Origin of the sequence: Lentilactobacillus kribbianus (assembly GCF_013184075.1) — a bacterium.
Lineage (GTDB): Bacteria > Bacillota > Bacilli > Lactobacillales > Lactobacillaceae > Lentilactobacillus > Lentilactobacillus kribbianus.
In genome coordinates this window covers 266203-279561 of record NZ_JABEQQ010000002.1, presented here as the reverse complement: position 1 = coordinate 279561, position 13359 = coordinate 266203, and the positions used below count along the sequence as shown (strand labels likewise).

At 36.9% G+C, this 13359-nt stretch carries 13 protein-coding genes; all 13 read right to left on the bottom strand.

Features of this window, described 5'->3' with window-relative positions; genetic code table 11:
• Positions 1-5 precede the first annotated feature (5 nt).
• Entirely contained in the window at positions 6-2369 is a 2364-nt protein-coding gene (locus HII32_RS06120; RefSeq protein ID WP_172189379.1) for an endonuclease MutS2, read from the bottom strand.
• Positions 2366-2890: a CvpA family protein gene (locus HII32_RS06115; RefSeq protein ID WP_172189377.1), complete on the bottom strand. Its 525-nt coding sequence runs from the start codon at positions 2888-2890 to the stop codon at positions 2366-2368. The genes HII32_RS06120 and HII32_RS06115 overlap by 4 nt, the downstream gene beginning before the upstream one ends.
• Positions 2891-2892: 2 nt before the next feature.
• Positions 2893-3144: a cell division protein ZapA gene (locus HII32_RS06110; protein WP_172189375.1), complete on the bottom strand. Its 252-nt coding sequence runs from the start codon at positions 3142-3144 to the stop codon at positions 2893-2895.
• A gap of 82 nt (positions 3145-3226) precedes the next feature.
• Complete coding sequence (locus tag HII32_RS06105) at positions 3227-3538, bottom strand: DUF1292 domain-containing protein (RefSeq protein ID WP_172189373.1); 312 nt, start codon at positions 3536-3538, stop codon at positions 3227-3229.
• Positions 3539-3550: 12 nt separating this feature from the next.
• Complete coding sequence (ruvX, locus tag HII32_RS06100; RefSeq protein WP_172189371.1) at positions 3551-3985, bottom strand: Holliday junction resolvase RuvX; 435 nt, start codon at positions 3983-3985, stop codon at positions 3551-3553.
• Positions 3985-4263, bottom strand: a complete 279-nt coding sequence (locus HII32_RS06095) for an IreB family regulatory phosphoprotein (RefSeq protein ID WP_172189369.1) — start codon at positions 4261-4263, stop codon at positions 3985-3987. Before HII32_RS06095 ends, ruvX begins: the two co-directional genes overlap by 1 nt.
• Before the next feature lie 87 nt (positions 4264-4350).
• Positions 4351-6993: an alanine--tRNA ligase gene (gene alaS, locus HII32_RS06090; protein WP_172189367.1), complete on the bottom strand. Its 2643-nt coding sequence runs from the start codon at positions 6991-6993 to the stop codon at positions 4351-4353.
• A 173-nt stretch (positions 6994-7166) separates the two neighbouring features.
• Positions 7167-8525, bottom strand: a complete 1359-nt coding sequence (locus HII32_RS06085) for a DEAD/DEAH box helicase (protein WP_172189365.1) — start codon at positions 8523-8525, stop codon at positions 7167-7169.
• Positions 8526-8533: 8 nt separating this feature from the next.
• The gene (locus HII32_RS06080) at positions 8534-9490 is read right to left on the bottom strand and encodes a DHH family phosphoesterase (protein ID WP_172189363.1); all 957 of its coding nucleotides are present in this window, start codon (positions 9488-9490) and stop codon (positions 8534-8536) included.
• Between the two features lie 76 nt (positions 9491-9566).
• Positions 9567-10646 (bottom strand): DNA polymerase IV, encoded by a 1080-nt coding sequence (gene dinB / locus HII32_RS06075; protein WP_172189361.1) that lies wholly within the window; start codon positions 10644-10646, stop codon positions 9567-9569.
• Positions 10647-10720: 74 nt separating this feature from the next.
• A complete protein-coding gene (yajC, locus tag HII32_RS06070) occupies positions 10721-11092 on the bottom strand; it encodes a preprotein translocase subunit YajC (protein ID WP_216655656.1) in 372 nt (123 codons plus the stop codon).
• Positions 11093-11154: 62 nt separating this feature from the next.
• On the bottom strand, positions 11155-12297 hold the full coding sequence (gene tgt / locus HII32_RS06065; protein ID WP_172189359.1) for a tRNA guanosine(34) transglycosylase Tgt: 1143 nt from the start codon (positions 12295-12297) through the stop codon (positions 11155-11157).
• A 16-nt stretch (positions 12298-12313) separates the two neighbouring features.
• A complete protein-coding gene (gene queA, locus HII32_RS06060) occupies positions 12314-13354 on the bottom strand; it encodes a tRNA preQ1(34) S-adenosylmethionine ribosyltransferase-isomerase QueA (protein ID WP_172189357.1) in 1041 nt (346 codons plus the stop codon).
• Between the last annotated feature and the right edge of the window lie 5 nt (positions 13355-13359).

Genomic DNA, 13359 nt, shown 5'->3' with positions numbered 1-13359 from the left:
TTACTTTATTTAAATTGTACAACAGTTGAGCCATCTCCACCCGCATTTGGTGCTGAATAACCAAACTTTTTAACCTGAGGATGACCTTTAAGATACTCAGTTACCCCTTTTCGTAAGGCGCCGGTACCTTTTCCATGGATAATAGTAACCGAAGGATAACCAGCTAAAATAGCTGCATCAATGTATTGATCGACCCGATTCATCGCCTCTTCATATCGTTGTCCCCGCAAATCAAGGGTTGTTGATAATCCTGAAGAACGGGTACGAGATACACGGGTGTGAGCAACTGGTTGACTATCTACTGAATTATTTTTCTCTAGATCATTTTCAGCAATCTTCATTTTCAAAATACCGATTTGAACTTCCCAATCGTGGTGGCCAGCCTTACGAATTAAAGTTCCTGGTTGCCCATATGACTTAACTAAAACATCATCGCCTTCATGGAAATCATGCTTGGCTTTTTCTCGTCGAAGGACTTTGTTTTTCTTAAGTTTAGGAGCTACTTCCAATGCATTAATAGCCCCTTTAGCATCCATTAATTCGTTTTCTTTCACCAGACTACTATTGGCTCGTTCCTGCTTAGTATGAATATCAGCGATTATCTGATCAGCCTTATCTTTTGTTTGACTGACAATTTCATTAGCCTGTTCCCGAGCTTTTTCGACCAATTTATCCTTATTATTCAAATACTTTTGGTATTCATTACTTAGATCGCCATGAAGTTGTTGGGCTTCATTTAATTGAATCTCTAGTTCATCTGCTTCATTACGTGCTTTTCTAGTTTGAGAAGTTAATTCATCAATCATATTATTAATATCTTGACTATCTTCATCAGTTAAATTACGAGCAGCTAGTACAACATCACTAGGTAATCCTAATTTTTCGGCAATATTTAAGGCATTACTTTGACCAGGAATACCTAATAATAATCGATAAGTTGGTCTTAATTGATCAAAATCAAACTCCATTGAAGCATTAATTGTATCCGGACGATTATAGGCAAACGCCTTTAATTCTGGATAGTGGGTAGTAGTTAGTAACTCACTGCCAATTTGGCCAACTTTGTCGATAATAGCCATTGCCAAAGCCGCCCCTTCTTTAGGATCCGTCCCTGAACCTAACTCATCTAATAAAATCAAACTACGACTAGTAGCCTGTTTCAAAATGGTAATGATATTATCCATATGAGAAGAGAAGGTACTAAGATTGGCTTCAATTGACTGATCGTCACCAATATCAGCAAATATTTGGTCAAAAACACCGATTTGACTGCCTTCTTGAGCCGAAATAAATAATCCAGCTTGCCCCATTAATTGTAATAGCCCTAAAGTTTTAATGGTAATAGTTTTACCACCCGTATTAGGTCCGGTAATAATAATAGTTCGATAATCTTTGCCAAGACTAATATCATTAGTAACCACAATATCTGGATCGATTAGTGGATGGCGTGCCTGCCTTAAATTAACTTGATTTTGAGAAGAAACGGTCGGCTCTGTACTTTTAGTATCGTGAGCAAACTTAGCTTTTGCATTGATAAAATCTAGGCGTCCCATTATCTGACCATTTCTTAACAAATCAGAGCGTACTGGACGTAACTCGTCCGTTAATTCAGCTAATATTTTACGTTCTTCAGCCCGTTCGGCTAATTGATCGCGACGTAGTTGGTTATTTTTTTCGACCACGTTATTCGGTTCGATATACAGAGTTTGCCCTGAAGCACTTTGATCATGAATAATGCCACCAAAACTCCCCTTGTACTCTGCGCGAACAGGTAAAACAAACCGATCATCACGCATTGTAATAATGGGTTCACTTAAATATTTAGCCGATGATCCCTTAATAAAATGATTCATAACCGTTCGAATATCAGTCTGAGTATTAGTAATTTGACGCCGAATGGCACGTAAATTACTAGATGCCGAATCTAAAACTCGCCCATCATCAGCAATCGAATTAATTAGTTTAGTGGTTAATTCAGGTTGTAATACTAAAGAATCCACTACCGATGGTAATACTGTTAATTCTATCTGTTCTGCTGTTAATTGATCAAAAAAATCAGTCACCGTTCGTGTAGCTCGCAATAATTTAGTAATTATTGCTAATTCTGTTCCGCTTAATGAAGCGTTAGCAATTCTTAGTCGTTTCATCATTGGTTGAATATCGGCCAATTGTGGAATAGGAATTTCACCTTTTAGTCTGACTACAGTAGCCCCGTCTGCCGTTTCAGTAATTAAATGCTTAACTTCCTTACTGGTCGTACTAGGCACTAATTTAGTAACTATTTCTTGTCCCTGATCGGTTACAAGATAAGCTTTTAACAATTGTTTTATTTTAGGAAATTCTAGTAAATTTAAAACTTTTTCATTCATAGGTAAATATCACCTCCATAATTTGCCAAATGATTTAAACCATACCTAAAAATTTGTGGTGTCTTGTCTAAGATAAATTGCGCTACTTCTGAATGTCTAATTGCTGCTTGCCAAGTTTCAATCGGCATTTGTGCAAAAATAAATAACAATACAAAAATAACTAAGTAAACAATAACAAAATTTACTGCGCCACCTAATAGACCATTCACCGTATTAATTACTGGTAATTTAGTTACCGGTATAATAACCTGTTTGATTAGCCGAAATACTTGCCAAATTAAACCAAAAACCACAAAAAACATAATATTTCTTAAAAAGAAGTTTAATAATGGTTGTTGTAAATTACTCTGGGTGTCGAGCCAATGTTGGATGGCGATATTGATCGGATGAGATAAAAAAATCCCTCCAACTAAAGCCACTAAGTAACCGACTAAATTCAACAGTTCAATAACTAGTCCAACTTGCATTCCGCGTCTAATGGCTAATGCTAAGACAACTAGAATTAAAATATTAATAATCAAAACTATTTATTCTCGCTCCTACCTTGTGTGGCTTTTTGGGTTTCCATATCTAATTGATTAGAAATTGCATTAAAAGCTAACAAAATCGCCCGGTCATCATTACTGGCACCAGGAGTTGCTTTAGTTAATTGTTCGAGTTGCTCATTTAATAATTTAGAAACAGCTTGCATATGCTCTTCGGTGCCTTCACCTACTAAGACATAATTTTTTTTACCAATTTTAGTCTTAAAGCGACGCTTATTATTGCCTGTCATTTATTTTCCTCCTTGAATAAAAAAGGACTGAGCCAACGTAGTTAGTCTCAATCCCCAATCATTTTTTTCGATAAACCGAGAGCTATTTCTCAGAGTCATCAGAATCGTCGTCACCATTTAAGAAGGTGTTCAAAACTGATTCGATCATATCCCATTCTTCATCACTTTCAATGGCTTCTAATTCGCCACCCTTAGGGTCACTAGGATTATCACCTTCTGGAAGTGCAAAAGCTAGGATTTCGATTTCTTCATCTTCGTCTTTTCCAGTAGGATAAACTAAGATGTATGAACGGTTATAGTCTTCAGATTGAAAAGTAAATAAGACATCATATAAAGTTTCGTCACCGTTTTCGTCTGCGATGGTAATTTGTTGTTGTACTGGTTCATCTGCCATAATAATTCCTCACTATCCTTGTGTTAGTTTTCCATGTCGGTCCAAATAATTCTGCAAAATTAAGCTTGCAGCCAATTTATCAATAACTTTTTTACGCTTTTTCCGAGAAACATCAGCTTGCTCTACTAACATTCTCTCGGCTTCAACAGTTGTCAAACGTTCATCTTCAAAGTCCACTGGCAAATTAAATAATTTTGTCAATTTATCTGCATAAGCCTTTGAAGCTTCAGCCCGAGGTCCCAAACTATTATTCATATTTTTGGGGAGGCCAACAACGAATCCCTGAATACCATGTTCAATCACTAGCTCTTTAACTCGATCCAACCCAAACACTGCATTTTCTTCATCAATCGGAATGATTTCAATGCCCTGTGAGGTCCAACCGAACGCATCACTTACTGCAATGCCGACTGTTTTTGAACCGACATCCAATCCCATTAACTTCATTATTCGCCTTTCCGATTCTTATCAGGATGATTTTCAATATAGAAACGAACTAATTCTTCAATAATTTCGTCTCGTTCATGTCGTCTGATAAGATTACGAGCATCTAAATTACGTGGAATGTATGCTGGATCGCCTGAGATTAAATAACCCACGATTTGATTATATGGGTTATATCCCTTTTCCTCTAATGCCTGATAAACAGTCAAGAGTGTGTCACGAACGTCTTTAGGTTGGTCAGCACCAAAATCAAAAAACATTGTCTTATCTAACGAACTCATATCATTTCACCCCTCAAACATAATTATCCTTGCTCTAATTTTAACTTATTGGTTCCTAAACTACAATTGATAAAATCAATGTAATCGTTATTTAATACTAGCCAACCAAGTATGAGCCTCGCTCATTGCTGCATCCAAACCTGCCGGATTTTTACCGCCTGCTTGAGCCATATTTGGTCGACCACCACCGCCACCGTTAATCTTAGGGGCAATAGCTTTAATTAGATCACCGGCCTTGATTCCAGCTTTAATCGCACTATCTGAAACTGCCACAATTAAATTAGCCTTATCGCCTTTGCCGGTACCCAATACTAACACGTCTGAGTAATTTTTATTACGCCAAGTATCTGCTAATTGTCGAAGTTGATCCATTCCTGCATCTTTAACCACTCCGGTAATCAAGGTAAATTCGCCAACCTTTTGCTTGTTATTGAAAATATCAGCAGCTTGTTCTGTAGCTAATTTAGCTTCTAAACTGTCATTTTTTTGACGAAGTTCTTTAATTTCATTTTGTAATTGATCAACTCTAGTGGACAAATCTTTTAATTGGCTAACTTTTAATTGGTTAGCAATCGCTTTTAATGATTTATCAGATTGATTTAGCAACTCATATGCTTCACTGGAAGTAACCGCCTCAATTCGGCGAACCCCAGCACCTACACCAGATTCAGAAACAATTTTAAATAAACCAATTTCATTAGTATTTTTAACGTGATCACCACCACAGAACTCAATGGAGAAGTCGCCAATATTGACTACTCGAACAACATCACCATATTTTTCACTGAACAAAGCAATAGCACCCATCTTTCGTCCAGTATCAGGATCCGTTTCCGTTGTCGTAACTTCAAGTTCTCTAAAAATTTGTTCATTCACTAAAGTTTCAACTTTAGCCAAATCTTCATCAGTAACTTGACCAAAGTGATTAAAATCAAAACGTAAGTAGTTAGGTTCTACTAGAGATCCTGCTTGTTGCGTATGATCACCTAAAATATTACGAAGAGATTGATCTAACAAATGAGTAGCTGTATGATTTTTTTCAATTTTACTATGACGATGACGATCTACTCGCAAAATATACTCATCGTCTGTAACCAGTGGCTTAATAACTTCCACAGTATGCAAGTTTTGACCATTTGGTGCATGTTGAACATCTGTCACTTTAGCCACTAATTCACCATTAGCATTTAAAATTTGACCTTGATCAGCCACTTGACCACCCATTTCTGCAAAAAATGGAGTTCTATCAAAAATGACTTCAGCAGTGCCATTAGCAACCGTTTCAACACGTTGCTCATCGGCCACAATAACTTCTAATTTAGCGCCATCAACGTCTAAATCAGTATAGCCGACATATTCACTAGGGTCCTTAATTTCAAGTAATAGATCTCGCTGCACTCCCATAGATTTAGCCCCGCTTCTAGCATTGCGGGCCCGATCTTTTTGTTGTTGCATTTCAGTGGCGAAGCCATCTTTATCAACTATAACTCCAGCATCGGTTGCAGCTTCAATCGTTAGTTCAAGAGGAAAGCCATAAGTGTCATATAACTTAAACGCTTCTGCTCCAGCAATAACACTGTTGTTGTCTGCCTTAGCACGCTTAATAGCATCATTTAATAGCTTTAATCCATCAGTTAATGTAGCGTTAAATCGTTCTTCTTCTGATTTAATTACTGAGGCAATATACTCGCTTTGTTCCAAGACTTCTGGATAATATGATTTTAAAATCTCACCAACAATGGGAGCGAATTTGTACAAGAAATCCTGATCAATTCCTAATTGTTGACCATTAACAATCGCCCGTCTAATTAGTCGTCGAATAACGTAACCACGACCTTCATTAGAAGGAAGAGCGCCGTCTCCAATTGCTACTGTAATTGCCCGTGCGTGGTCAGCAATAATGCGAAAACTAATGTCGTCTTTAGCATTTTTGCCATATGTTTTACCACTTAATTTTTCAGTTGCCTTAATAATGGGTAAGAACAAATCTGTTTCAAAATTGGTCCGAGCATTTTGGAAAATAGAAACTACTCGCTCTAATCCCATTCCCGTATCAATATTTTTTCGTGGTAATGGTTCATAAGTATCATCAGGAGTGTGATTAAATTGTGAGAACACAATATTCCAAACCTCTAAATAACGTTCATTTTCACCACCAGGATAATTTTCTGGATCATCTGCAGCCACGTTATTAAATTCTTCACCACGATCATAGAAAATTTCAGAATCGGGGCCGGATGGTCCTTGACCAATATCCCAAAAATTATCTTCGACTTCAATAATATGATCAGGTGCAACTCCAGTATCCAACCAAATTTGCTTAGCATCTTGATCCTTAGGATAAACAGTCACATAAAGTTTTTCTTTGTCCCAACCAAACCAATCTGGAGACGTTAGTAATTCGAATGCCCAAGGAATCGCTTCCTTTTTGAAATAATCACCCACAGAGAAGTTACCAAGCATTTCAAATAATGTTTGGTGACGTGGAGTCTTTCCAACATTTTCAATGTCGTTAGTTCGAATGCTTTTTTGAGAGCTAGTCATTCGCGGATTCTTAGGTACTACACTACCGTCAAAATATTTTTTCATTGTTGCTACACCAGAGTTAATCCAAAGCAATGTTGGATCATTGACCGGTATTAAAGATGCACTCGGTTCAATAGTGTGTCCCTTCTCTTGAAAAAAATCCAAGAACATTTGACGCACTTGACCGCTGCTCAATTTCTTCATCGAAAAACTCCACTCCTTAATAAATAAAACACCGTTACATTGTTATCCAATTAAATCGAATGACTCCGTTGTAACGATGCTTTGTTTTTATAAATTTTAGATTTTTATTACAGTAAACACCGATTAGATCAATAAAAGTATACTTTTAAAGCGGTTCAGTGTCAATAAAGTGCCTATTGATAACGATTTGAACTGCGCTTCTTTTGCTTTCGCTTAGCTCGTGATTCTTCCCGTTTCTTGATTCGACGATCCATTTCATCTTTGCGGGCAATATTTTGCTTAATTTTTCGTTTATAACCTGGCTTAACATGCTTTTTCTTTTTCTTAACCATTCCAATCATGGTTGGATCAAGCTTGTCATGTTTTTTACGATGGGTTTGACGACGATTACGATCATATGAATCTACTATTTCATGATTTTTGTAATCTTTAGCTGCAAATTTAATGCCCATTGCTTCTAATTCAACAATTTTTTGATCCTTACCAGGTTCATACAAGGTAATGGAAGTACCACTCATACCATTACGGCCGGTCCGGCCTACTCGATGAATAAAATATTCGAGATCATCAGGAATATCATCATTGATAACCATTGACACACCTTCAATATCAATTCCACGAGCAGCTAAATCAGTTGCAACTACATATTGATATTCCAAGTTCTTAACTCGTCGCATCAATCGTTTACGTTCACGTGGTTGAATATCACCATGAATGGTTGCAACCGTCAATCCTTGGCCTTTTAAATAATCGCTAATTTCAATAACGCGTTTTTTAGTATTAGCAAAAACTAACACTAAGTATGGTTCTCCCATTGTCAAAAGGCGATAAATTAATTGGTTTTTATCTCGCCCACGCGTAGAAATCAACCAATTATCAACGTTAGGATTAATTACCGTTGCTACAGGAATTTCTTCAATTAATGGATTAGTTAGGTACTTACGTAAGAAAACCCGCAATTGCTGTGGAACTGTTGCAGAAAAAATCATCGTTTGAACTTCTTTACCCAAATGATTAGCAATCTTATCCACAATATCCATAAAGCCCATATCCATTGTCATATCAGCTTCATCAACAACGAATTGACGAGCTGAATGGACATCTAATGAGCCATCCTCAATTAAATCCCAAATTCTACCAGGTGTTCCAATTATAATTTGTGGTTGTTCTCGGTGAAGTCGTTCAATTTGCCGTTTTTTATCCGTACCACCAACCATAGTAGCGATTCTAATATCATTATCAATATTTTTACGTAATGCTTTAGCTGCTTCGGTTATTTGGTATGCTAATTCCCGGCTAGGAGTAGTAATAACTGCTTGAACTTCTTTCTCAGCCAAATTTAAATTATTAAAAATTGGAATTAAGAAAGTATGGGTCTTGCCACTCCCAGTTGCTGACTGGCCAACAACATCTCTACCAGCTAAAATTTCTGGAATTAATTTAGCTTGGACAGCTGTTGGTGTTGTAAAATTAATGGCCGTTACGGCATCTAATACCGTTGGCTTTAAATTAAATTCTTTAAAACTCGTCATAAATTCTCCTATAAATTGTCTTGATATCGATCAACAACTATATCTAAATCTTCAATAAAACTGTCGATATCTTGTGATGATTCTACAATAGCCCCACTAGCTAGTGGATGGCCACCACCACCATATTTTTTAGCTAACTCATTAATTTGAGGTCCTTTTGACCGTAGCCGAACACGGAAAGTTTCATCTTTTTGTTCAACCAAAATAGCCCAAGAAACCACTTCTTTTAGGTTTCCAGGTAATGGAACCACTGCCGAAGTACTTTCATCGCCCAAATTAAATGGTTCGAGTACTTCGTTTGATAATACCACATAAGCAGCACCATTTTCATGAATAGTCAGATTGTTATAGACATAAGCAGCTAAGTGAGCCAATGGTAAATCTATTTCATCTTCAATTTGATTAATTGCGCTAGCATCAAAATCATACTCTGTTAATTTAGCTGCAATTGCAAACGTTCTAGACGTAGTGGCTGGATACTTAAAACGACCAGTATCGCCCACAATACCTGCATATAATACGCGAGCTGCATTATCAGTCATCTTTAGCTGGTCTTCAAACAGTTCATAAAAAACTGTAATTAGCTCTGATGTGCTAGAAGCCTCATCATCCACCCACATTAAATCACCAAATTGGTCATCATTTGGATGATGATCAATTTTAATTAACATTTTTCCCTGATTGTAACGATCATCAGAAACTCTTGGTTGGTTAGCAGTATCAACAACAATGACCAGAGCATTTTTATAAACATCATCATCAATTTCATCAGTTACGCCGAGCCATTCAAAACTTTTATATTGTTTACCAACACAAAATATTTTTTTCTCCGGAAAGGATGCCTTTAAAATTGCAGCTAGTCCCATTTGAGAACCAATTGCATCTGGATCTGGGCGTTTATGCCGATGAATAATGATTGTATCGTACTCTTTGATTGCACTAAAAATTTGCTCTTGAATTGTCACGTTGTCTCACTCCATCCACATTTTATCGAACACTTAAGTATACCTGTCTTAATCGTTAATATCAAAGATTATCGTATCAAAAGAGTTTGAGAGATAAATTTTCATATTCAATTTCATCTAAATTAGTAATTGTAATACCTAGTAATCTAATTCCAGCTGTAACTGCTGGCAAATCTTCTAACATTTCAGTTGCAATCATAGCAAAGTCATTAGCAGTATTTTGGATATAGTCATCATAAGTGGAACGCCTAGTTAAGGTTGTAAAATCACTATACCTGATTTTGATTACTAACGTCTTGCCATGCTTACGTTGCTTAATGACATCTTTTACCGTCATTTCTGCAATATGCTTTAATGCAGTTTCTACTTCTGTCACTGAGGTTAAAGTAGTGCCAAAAGTACGTTCCCGTCCAATTGATTTTCGAATTCGATCTGCTTGAACCGGTCGTAAATCAACACCACGAACTCGTCGATGAAGATAGTAACCAAACTTACCAAAGTATTTAATCAAATCCAGTTCAGAAAAGGCTAACAAATCTTCGCCATTATGAATTCCTAGTTCATGCATTTTAGGAACTGTTTTTTTACCTACTCCCCGAAATTTTTCAATCGGTAGTCGTTTTAAAAAGGCCAAACTATCTTCATGATTAATTAGCGTGAAGCCATTAGGTTTAGCATAATCTGAAGCCTCTTTGGCTAAAAATTTATTATAAGAAATCCCAATTGAACAGGTCAATTTCGTTACTTGATATATTTTTTGTTGAATTTCGCGACCAATTTTTACTGGATCATTTATGTTTAACTTGTTATCAGTTACGTCCAAATATGCCTCATCCAAGGCGTAGTATTCTACTACATCCGTATAGTGATGAAAGATATTATGAATTTGTTGTGAAACAGCTCGGTATAACTTAAAACCAGTAAAACGAAAAATGGCCTTAGGACATAATCGTAAGGCTTCCATAGAACTCATAGCAGAATGAACTCCATACTGTCTGGCCAAATAATTAGCAGTAGAAACGACTCCGCGTCCCCCAGTTTTTCTGGGATCTTTAACAACGATAAGCGGTTTGCCCTTTAACGAGGGATCTTCTCGTTCTTCAATTGCAGCGTAAAAAGCATCCATGTCTACGTGAATAACTACTCTATCTTGCATAATATAATCACCATTTTACGAACGTATGTTTTTATCAATGTCTAAAAAAAGAGCTGGATTACTCCAAGCCCTTTTTACTTAGTTTCAGAATCATCAGTTTTATCTTCAGTTGCTGGTTTATCACTATCAACTGGTTCTGATTTTTCTTCGGTTGGTGTTGTTGGTTCTGTTGGTGCAACTGAACGTTCTTTAACAGTGGCAATGGCATTCATATCAAATGTTAAGAAAATACCGTCACAATCAAGTGTAACTGTTTTTTCAGCAGTATGAATTTCGTCAACTACACCGTGCAAACGACCAATTGTAACAACTTTATCACCAACTTGTAGCTTTGATAGTTGTTCTCGATGTTGCTTGTCTCGCTTTTGTTGTGGTCGAATCATTAAAAAGTACATTACCGCAAACAAAACCAAAACCATGAAAATTGAATAAATCGAACTGTTCATCTTCTCACCCACTCTTTCCGTATAAAAATACTTTAACAAACTAAACGACCAACGTCTAGTACCTAAAAGTTTTTCGCGTTAGGTTTATTGTAGCCGTACATTTCAAATACTTCTTCACGTAATTCTAATAAGTTATCATCCATAATCGCTTGACGTACCCGCTTCATTAAGTGTAATAAGTAATATAGGTTATGATAACTTGCTAACCGCATTCCAAACGCTTCATCCGCCTTAAATAAATGACGAATATAGGCTCTAGTATAATTACGACAAGTATAGCAATTGCAATTATCATCTAATGGAGCAAAATCACGAGCATATTTAGCATTTTTAACAACTAAACGACCATGGGAGGTCATAACCGTACCGTTTCGCGCAATTCTGGTTGGCAAGACACAATCAAACATATCCACCCCGCGGATAACTCCATCAATTAACGAGTCAGTAGTTCCAACTCCCATCAAATAACGAGGCTTATTTTCCGGTAACAAAGGCGTTGTAAACTCTAGTACCCGGTTCATTTCTGCTTTAGATTCACCCACAGACAATCCACCAATAGAATATCCTGGAAAATCCATACTAACTAAATCAGCTGCTGATTGCCGACGTAAATCTTCAAAACCGGCCCCTTGAACAATACCAAAAAGAGCTTGCCAATCAGGATTTTTGTGAGCTTTTAATCCTCGTTCAGCCCAACGACTAGTTCGTTCTACTGAATGTTTTACATAGTCATAGCTTTCAAAATAAGGCGGACATTCATCAAAGCTCATCATGATATCGGGTCCTAAGGCATTTTCAATTGCAATGGCTTTTTCTGGTGATAGAAACATTTTTGAACCATTGATTTCATTTTTAAAAGTAACGCCTTCTTCAGTAATATTTCGATTACTGGCTAAGGAAAATACTTGAAATCCACCTGAATCAGTTAAAATACCTTTGTCCCAATTCATAAATTTATGCAGGCCACCGGCTTCTTCAACCAGATCCTCTCCTGGTCGTAACCAAAGATGATAGGTGTTAGCTAAAATAATACCAGCTCCCATTTCATCTAGTTCTTCAGGAGCCAAAGTTTTAACTGTAGCCTGGGTACCTACTGGCATAAACATTGGTGTTGGGAACGTTCCATGAGGAGTGATAATTTCTCCTAAACGCGCTCCCGTATGTTTTTCGGTTTTAATCAAGCGATACTTAATCGCTGGTTCCATAAATCAATCCTCCGTATTAATAAATATACATAGCGTCGCCAAAACTAAAGAAACGATAACGTTCATCAATTGCATGTTGATAGGCATTTAAAATATTATCTCGACCAGTGAATGAAGCCACCAACATTACTAACGTTGATTTAGGTAAGTGAAAATTAGTAATAAAAGCATTTACGACTTTCCATTCATATCCTGGTTTAATAAAGATATCAGTCCAACCGGAGTCGGCTTTAATTTGACCATTAAATTTACTACCAATGGTTTCTAAAGTTCGAATAGACGTGGTTCCCGTGGCCACAATGCGGCCACCAGCGTCCTTGACTTCGTTTAACGTCTTGGCTGCATCTTCTGTAAGTTGATAAAATTCACTATGCATTTTATGATCTTCAATATTTTCTTCATCAACTGGTCTAAATGTTCCTAAACCAACGTGCAGAGTTAAATATACTAATTTAATTCCTTTATCTTGAACTCGTTTTAATAATTCTGGAGTCCAATGAAGCCCCGCCGTTGGAGCTGCCGCTGAACCCATTTCTTTAGCATAAACGGTTTGATATCGATCTGGATCATCTAGTTTTTCTTTAATGTACGGTGGCAATGGGGTTTCCCCTAATTTTTCAACAATTTCAATGAAAATACCATCATATTTAAATTCAATTTCTCGACCACCGTGTTCCAATTCTTTAGTAACAACTGCCTTTAATTGACCATCGCCAAAGCTGACTTCGGTACCAACCTTGGCCTTTTTGGCAGGTTTCATCAAGGTTTCCCACTTATCACCTTCAATATTATGAAGTAATAAGATCTCCATGTGAGCACCAGTATCTACCTTAGTTCCGTACGATCTGGCTGGCATAACTTTAGAATTATTCATAACCAAAGCATCCCCAGGATTAAGATAATCAATAATGTCATAGAAATGTTTATCCTGAGTTGCCCCAGTTTCATGATTCATCACCAATAGTCTTGATTCATCTCGTTGCTTAATTGGTGTCTGGGCAATTAATTCATGTGGCAAATCATAGTCAAAATCTTCCAATGTATATTTTTGAGTCAACGTCA

Bases quoted from the DNA above. Each gene is read 5' to 3' on its own strand.
- HII32_RS06120 (WP_172189379.1), bottom strand. From the start codon at position 2,369: ATGAATGAAAAAGTTTTAAATTTACTAGAATTTCCTAAAATAAAACAA.
- HII32_RS06110 (WP_172189375.1), bottom strand. From the start codon at position 3,144: ATGACAGGCAATAATAAGCGTCGCTTTAAGACTAAAATTGGTAAAAAA.
- HII32_RS06105 (WP_172189373.1), bottom strand. From the start codon at position 3,538: ATGGCAGATGAACCAGTACAACAACAAATTACCATCGCAGACGAAAAC.
- ruvX (WP_172189371.1), bottom strand. From the start codon at position 3,985: ATGAAGTTAATGGGATTGGATGTCGGTTCAAAAACAGTCGGCATTGCA.
- HII32_RS06095 (WP_172189369.1), bottom strand. From the start codon at position 4,263: ATGAGTTCGTTAGATAAGACAATGTTTTTTGATTTTGGTGCTGACCAA.
- alaS (WP_172189367.1), bottom strand. From the start codon at position 6,993: ATGAAGAAATTGAGCAGCGGTCAAGTGCGTCAAATGTTCTTGGATTTT.
- HII32_RS06085 (WP_172189365.1), bottom strand. From the start codon at position 8,525: ATGACGAGTTTTAAAGAATTTAATTTAAAGCCAACGGTATTAGATGCC.
- dinB (WP_172189361.1), bottom strand. From the start codon at position 10,646: ATGCAAGATAGAGTAGTTATTCACGTAGACATGGATGCTTTTTACGCT.
- yajC (WP_216655656.1), bottom strand. From the start codon at position 11,092: ATGAACAGTTCGATTTATTCAATTTTCATGGTTTTGGTTTTGTTTGCG.
- tgt (WP_172189359.1), bottom strand. From the start codon at position 12,297: ATGGAACCAGCGATTAAGTATCGCTTGATTAAAACCGAAAAACATACG.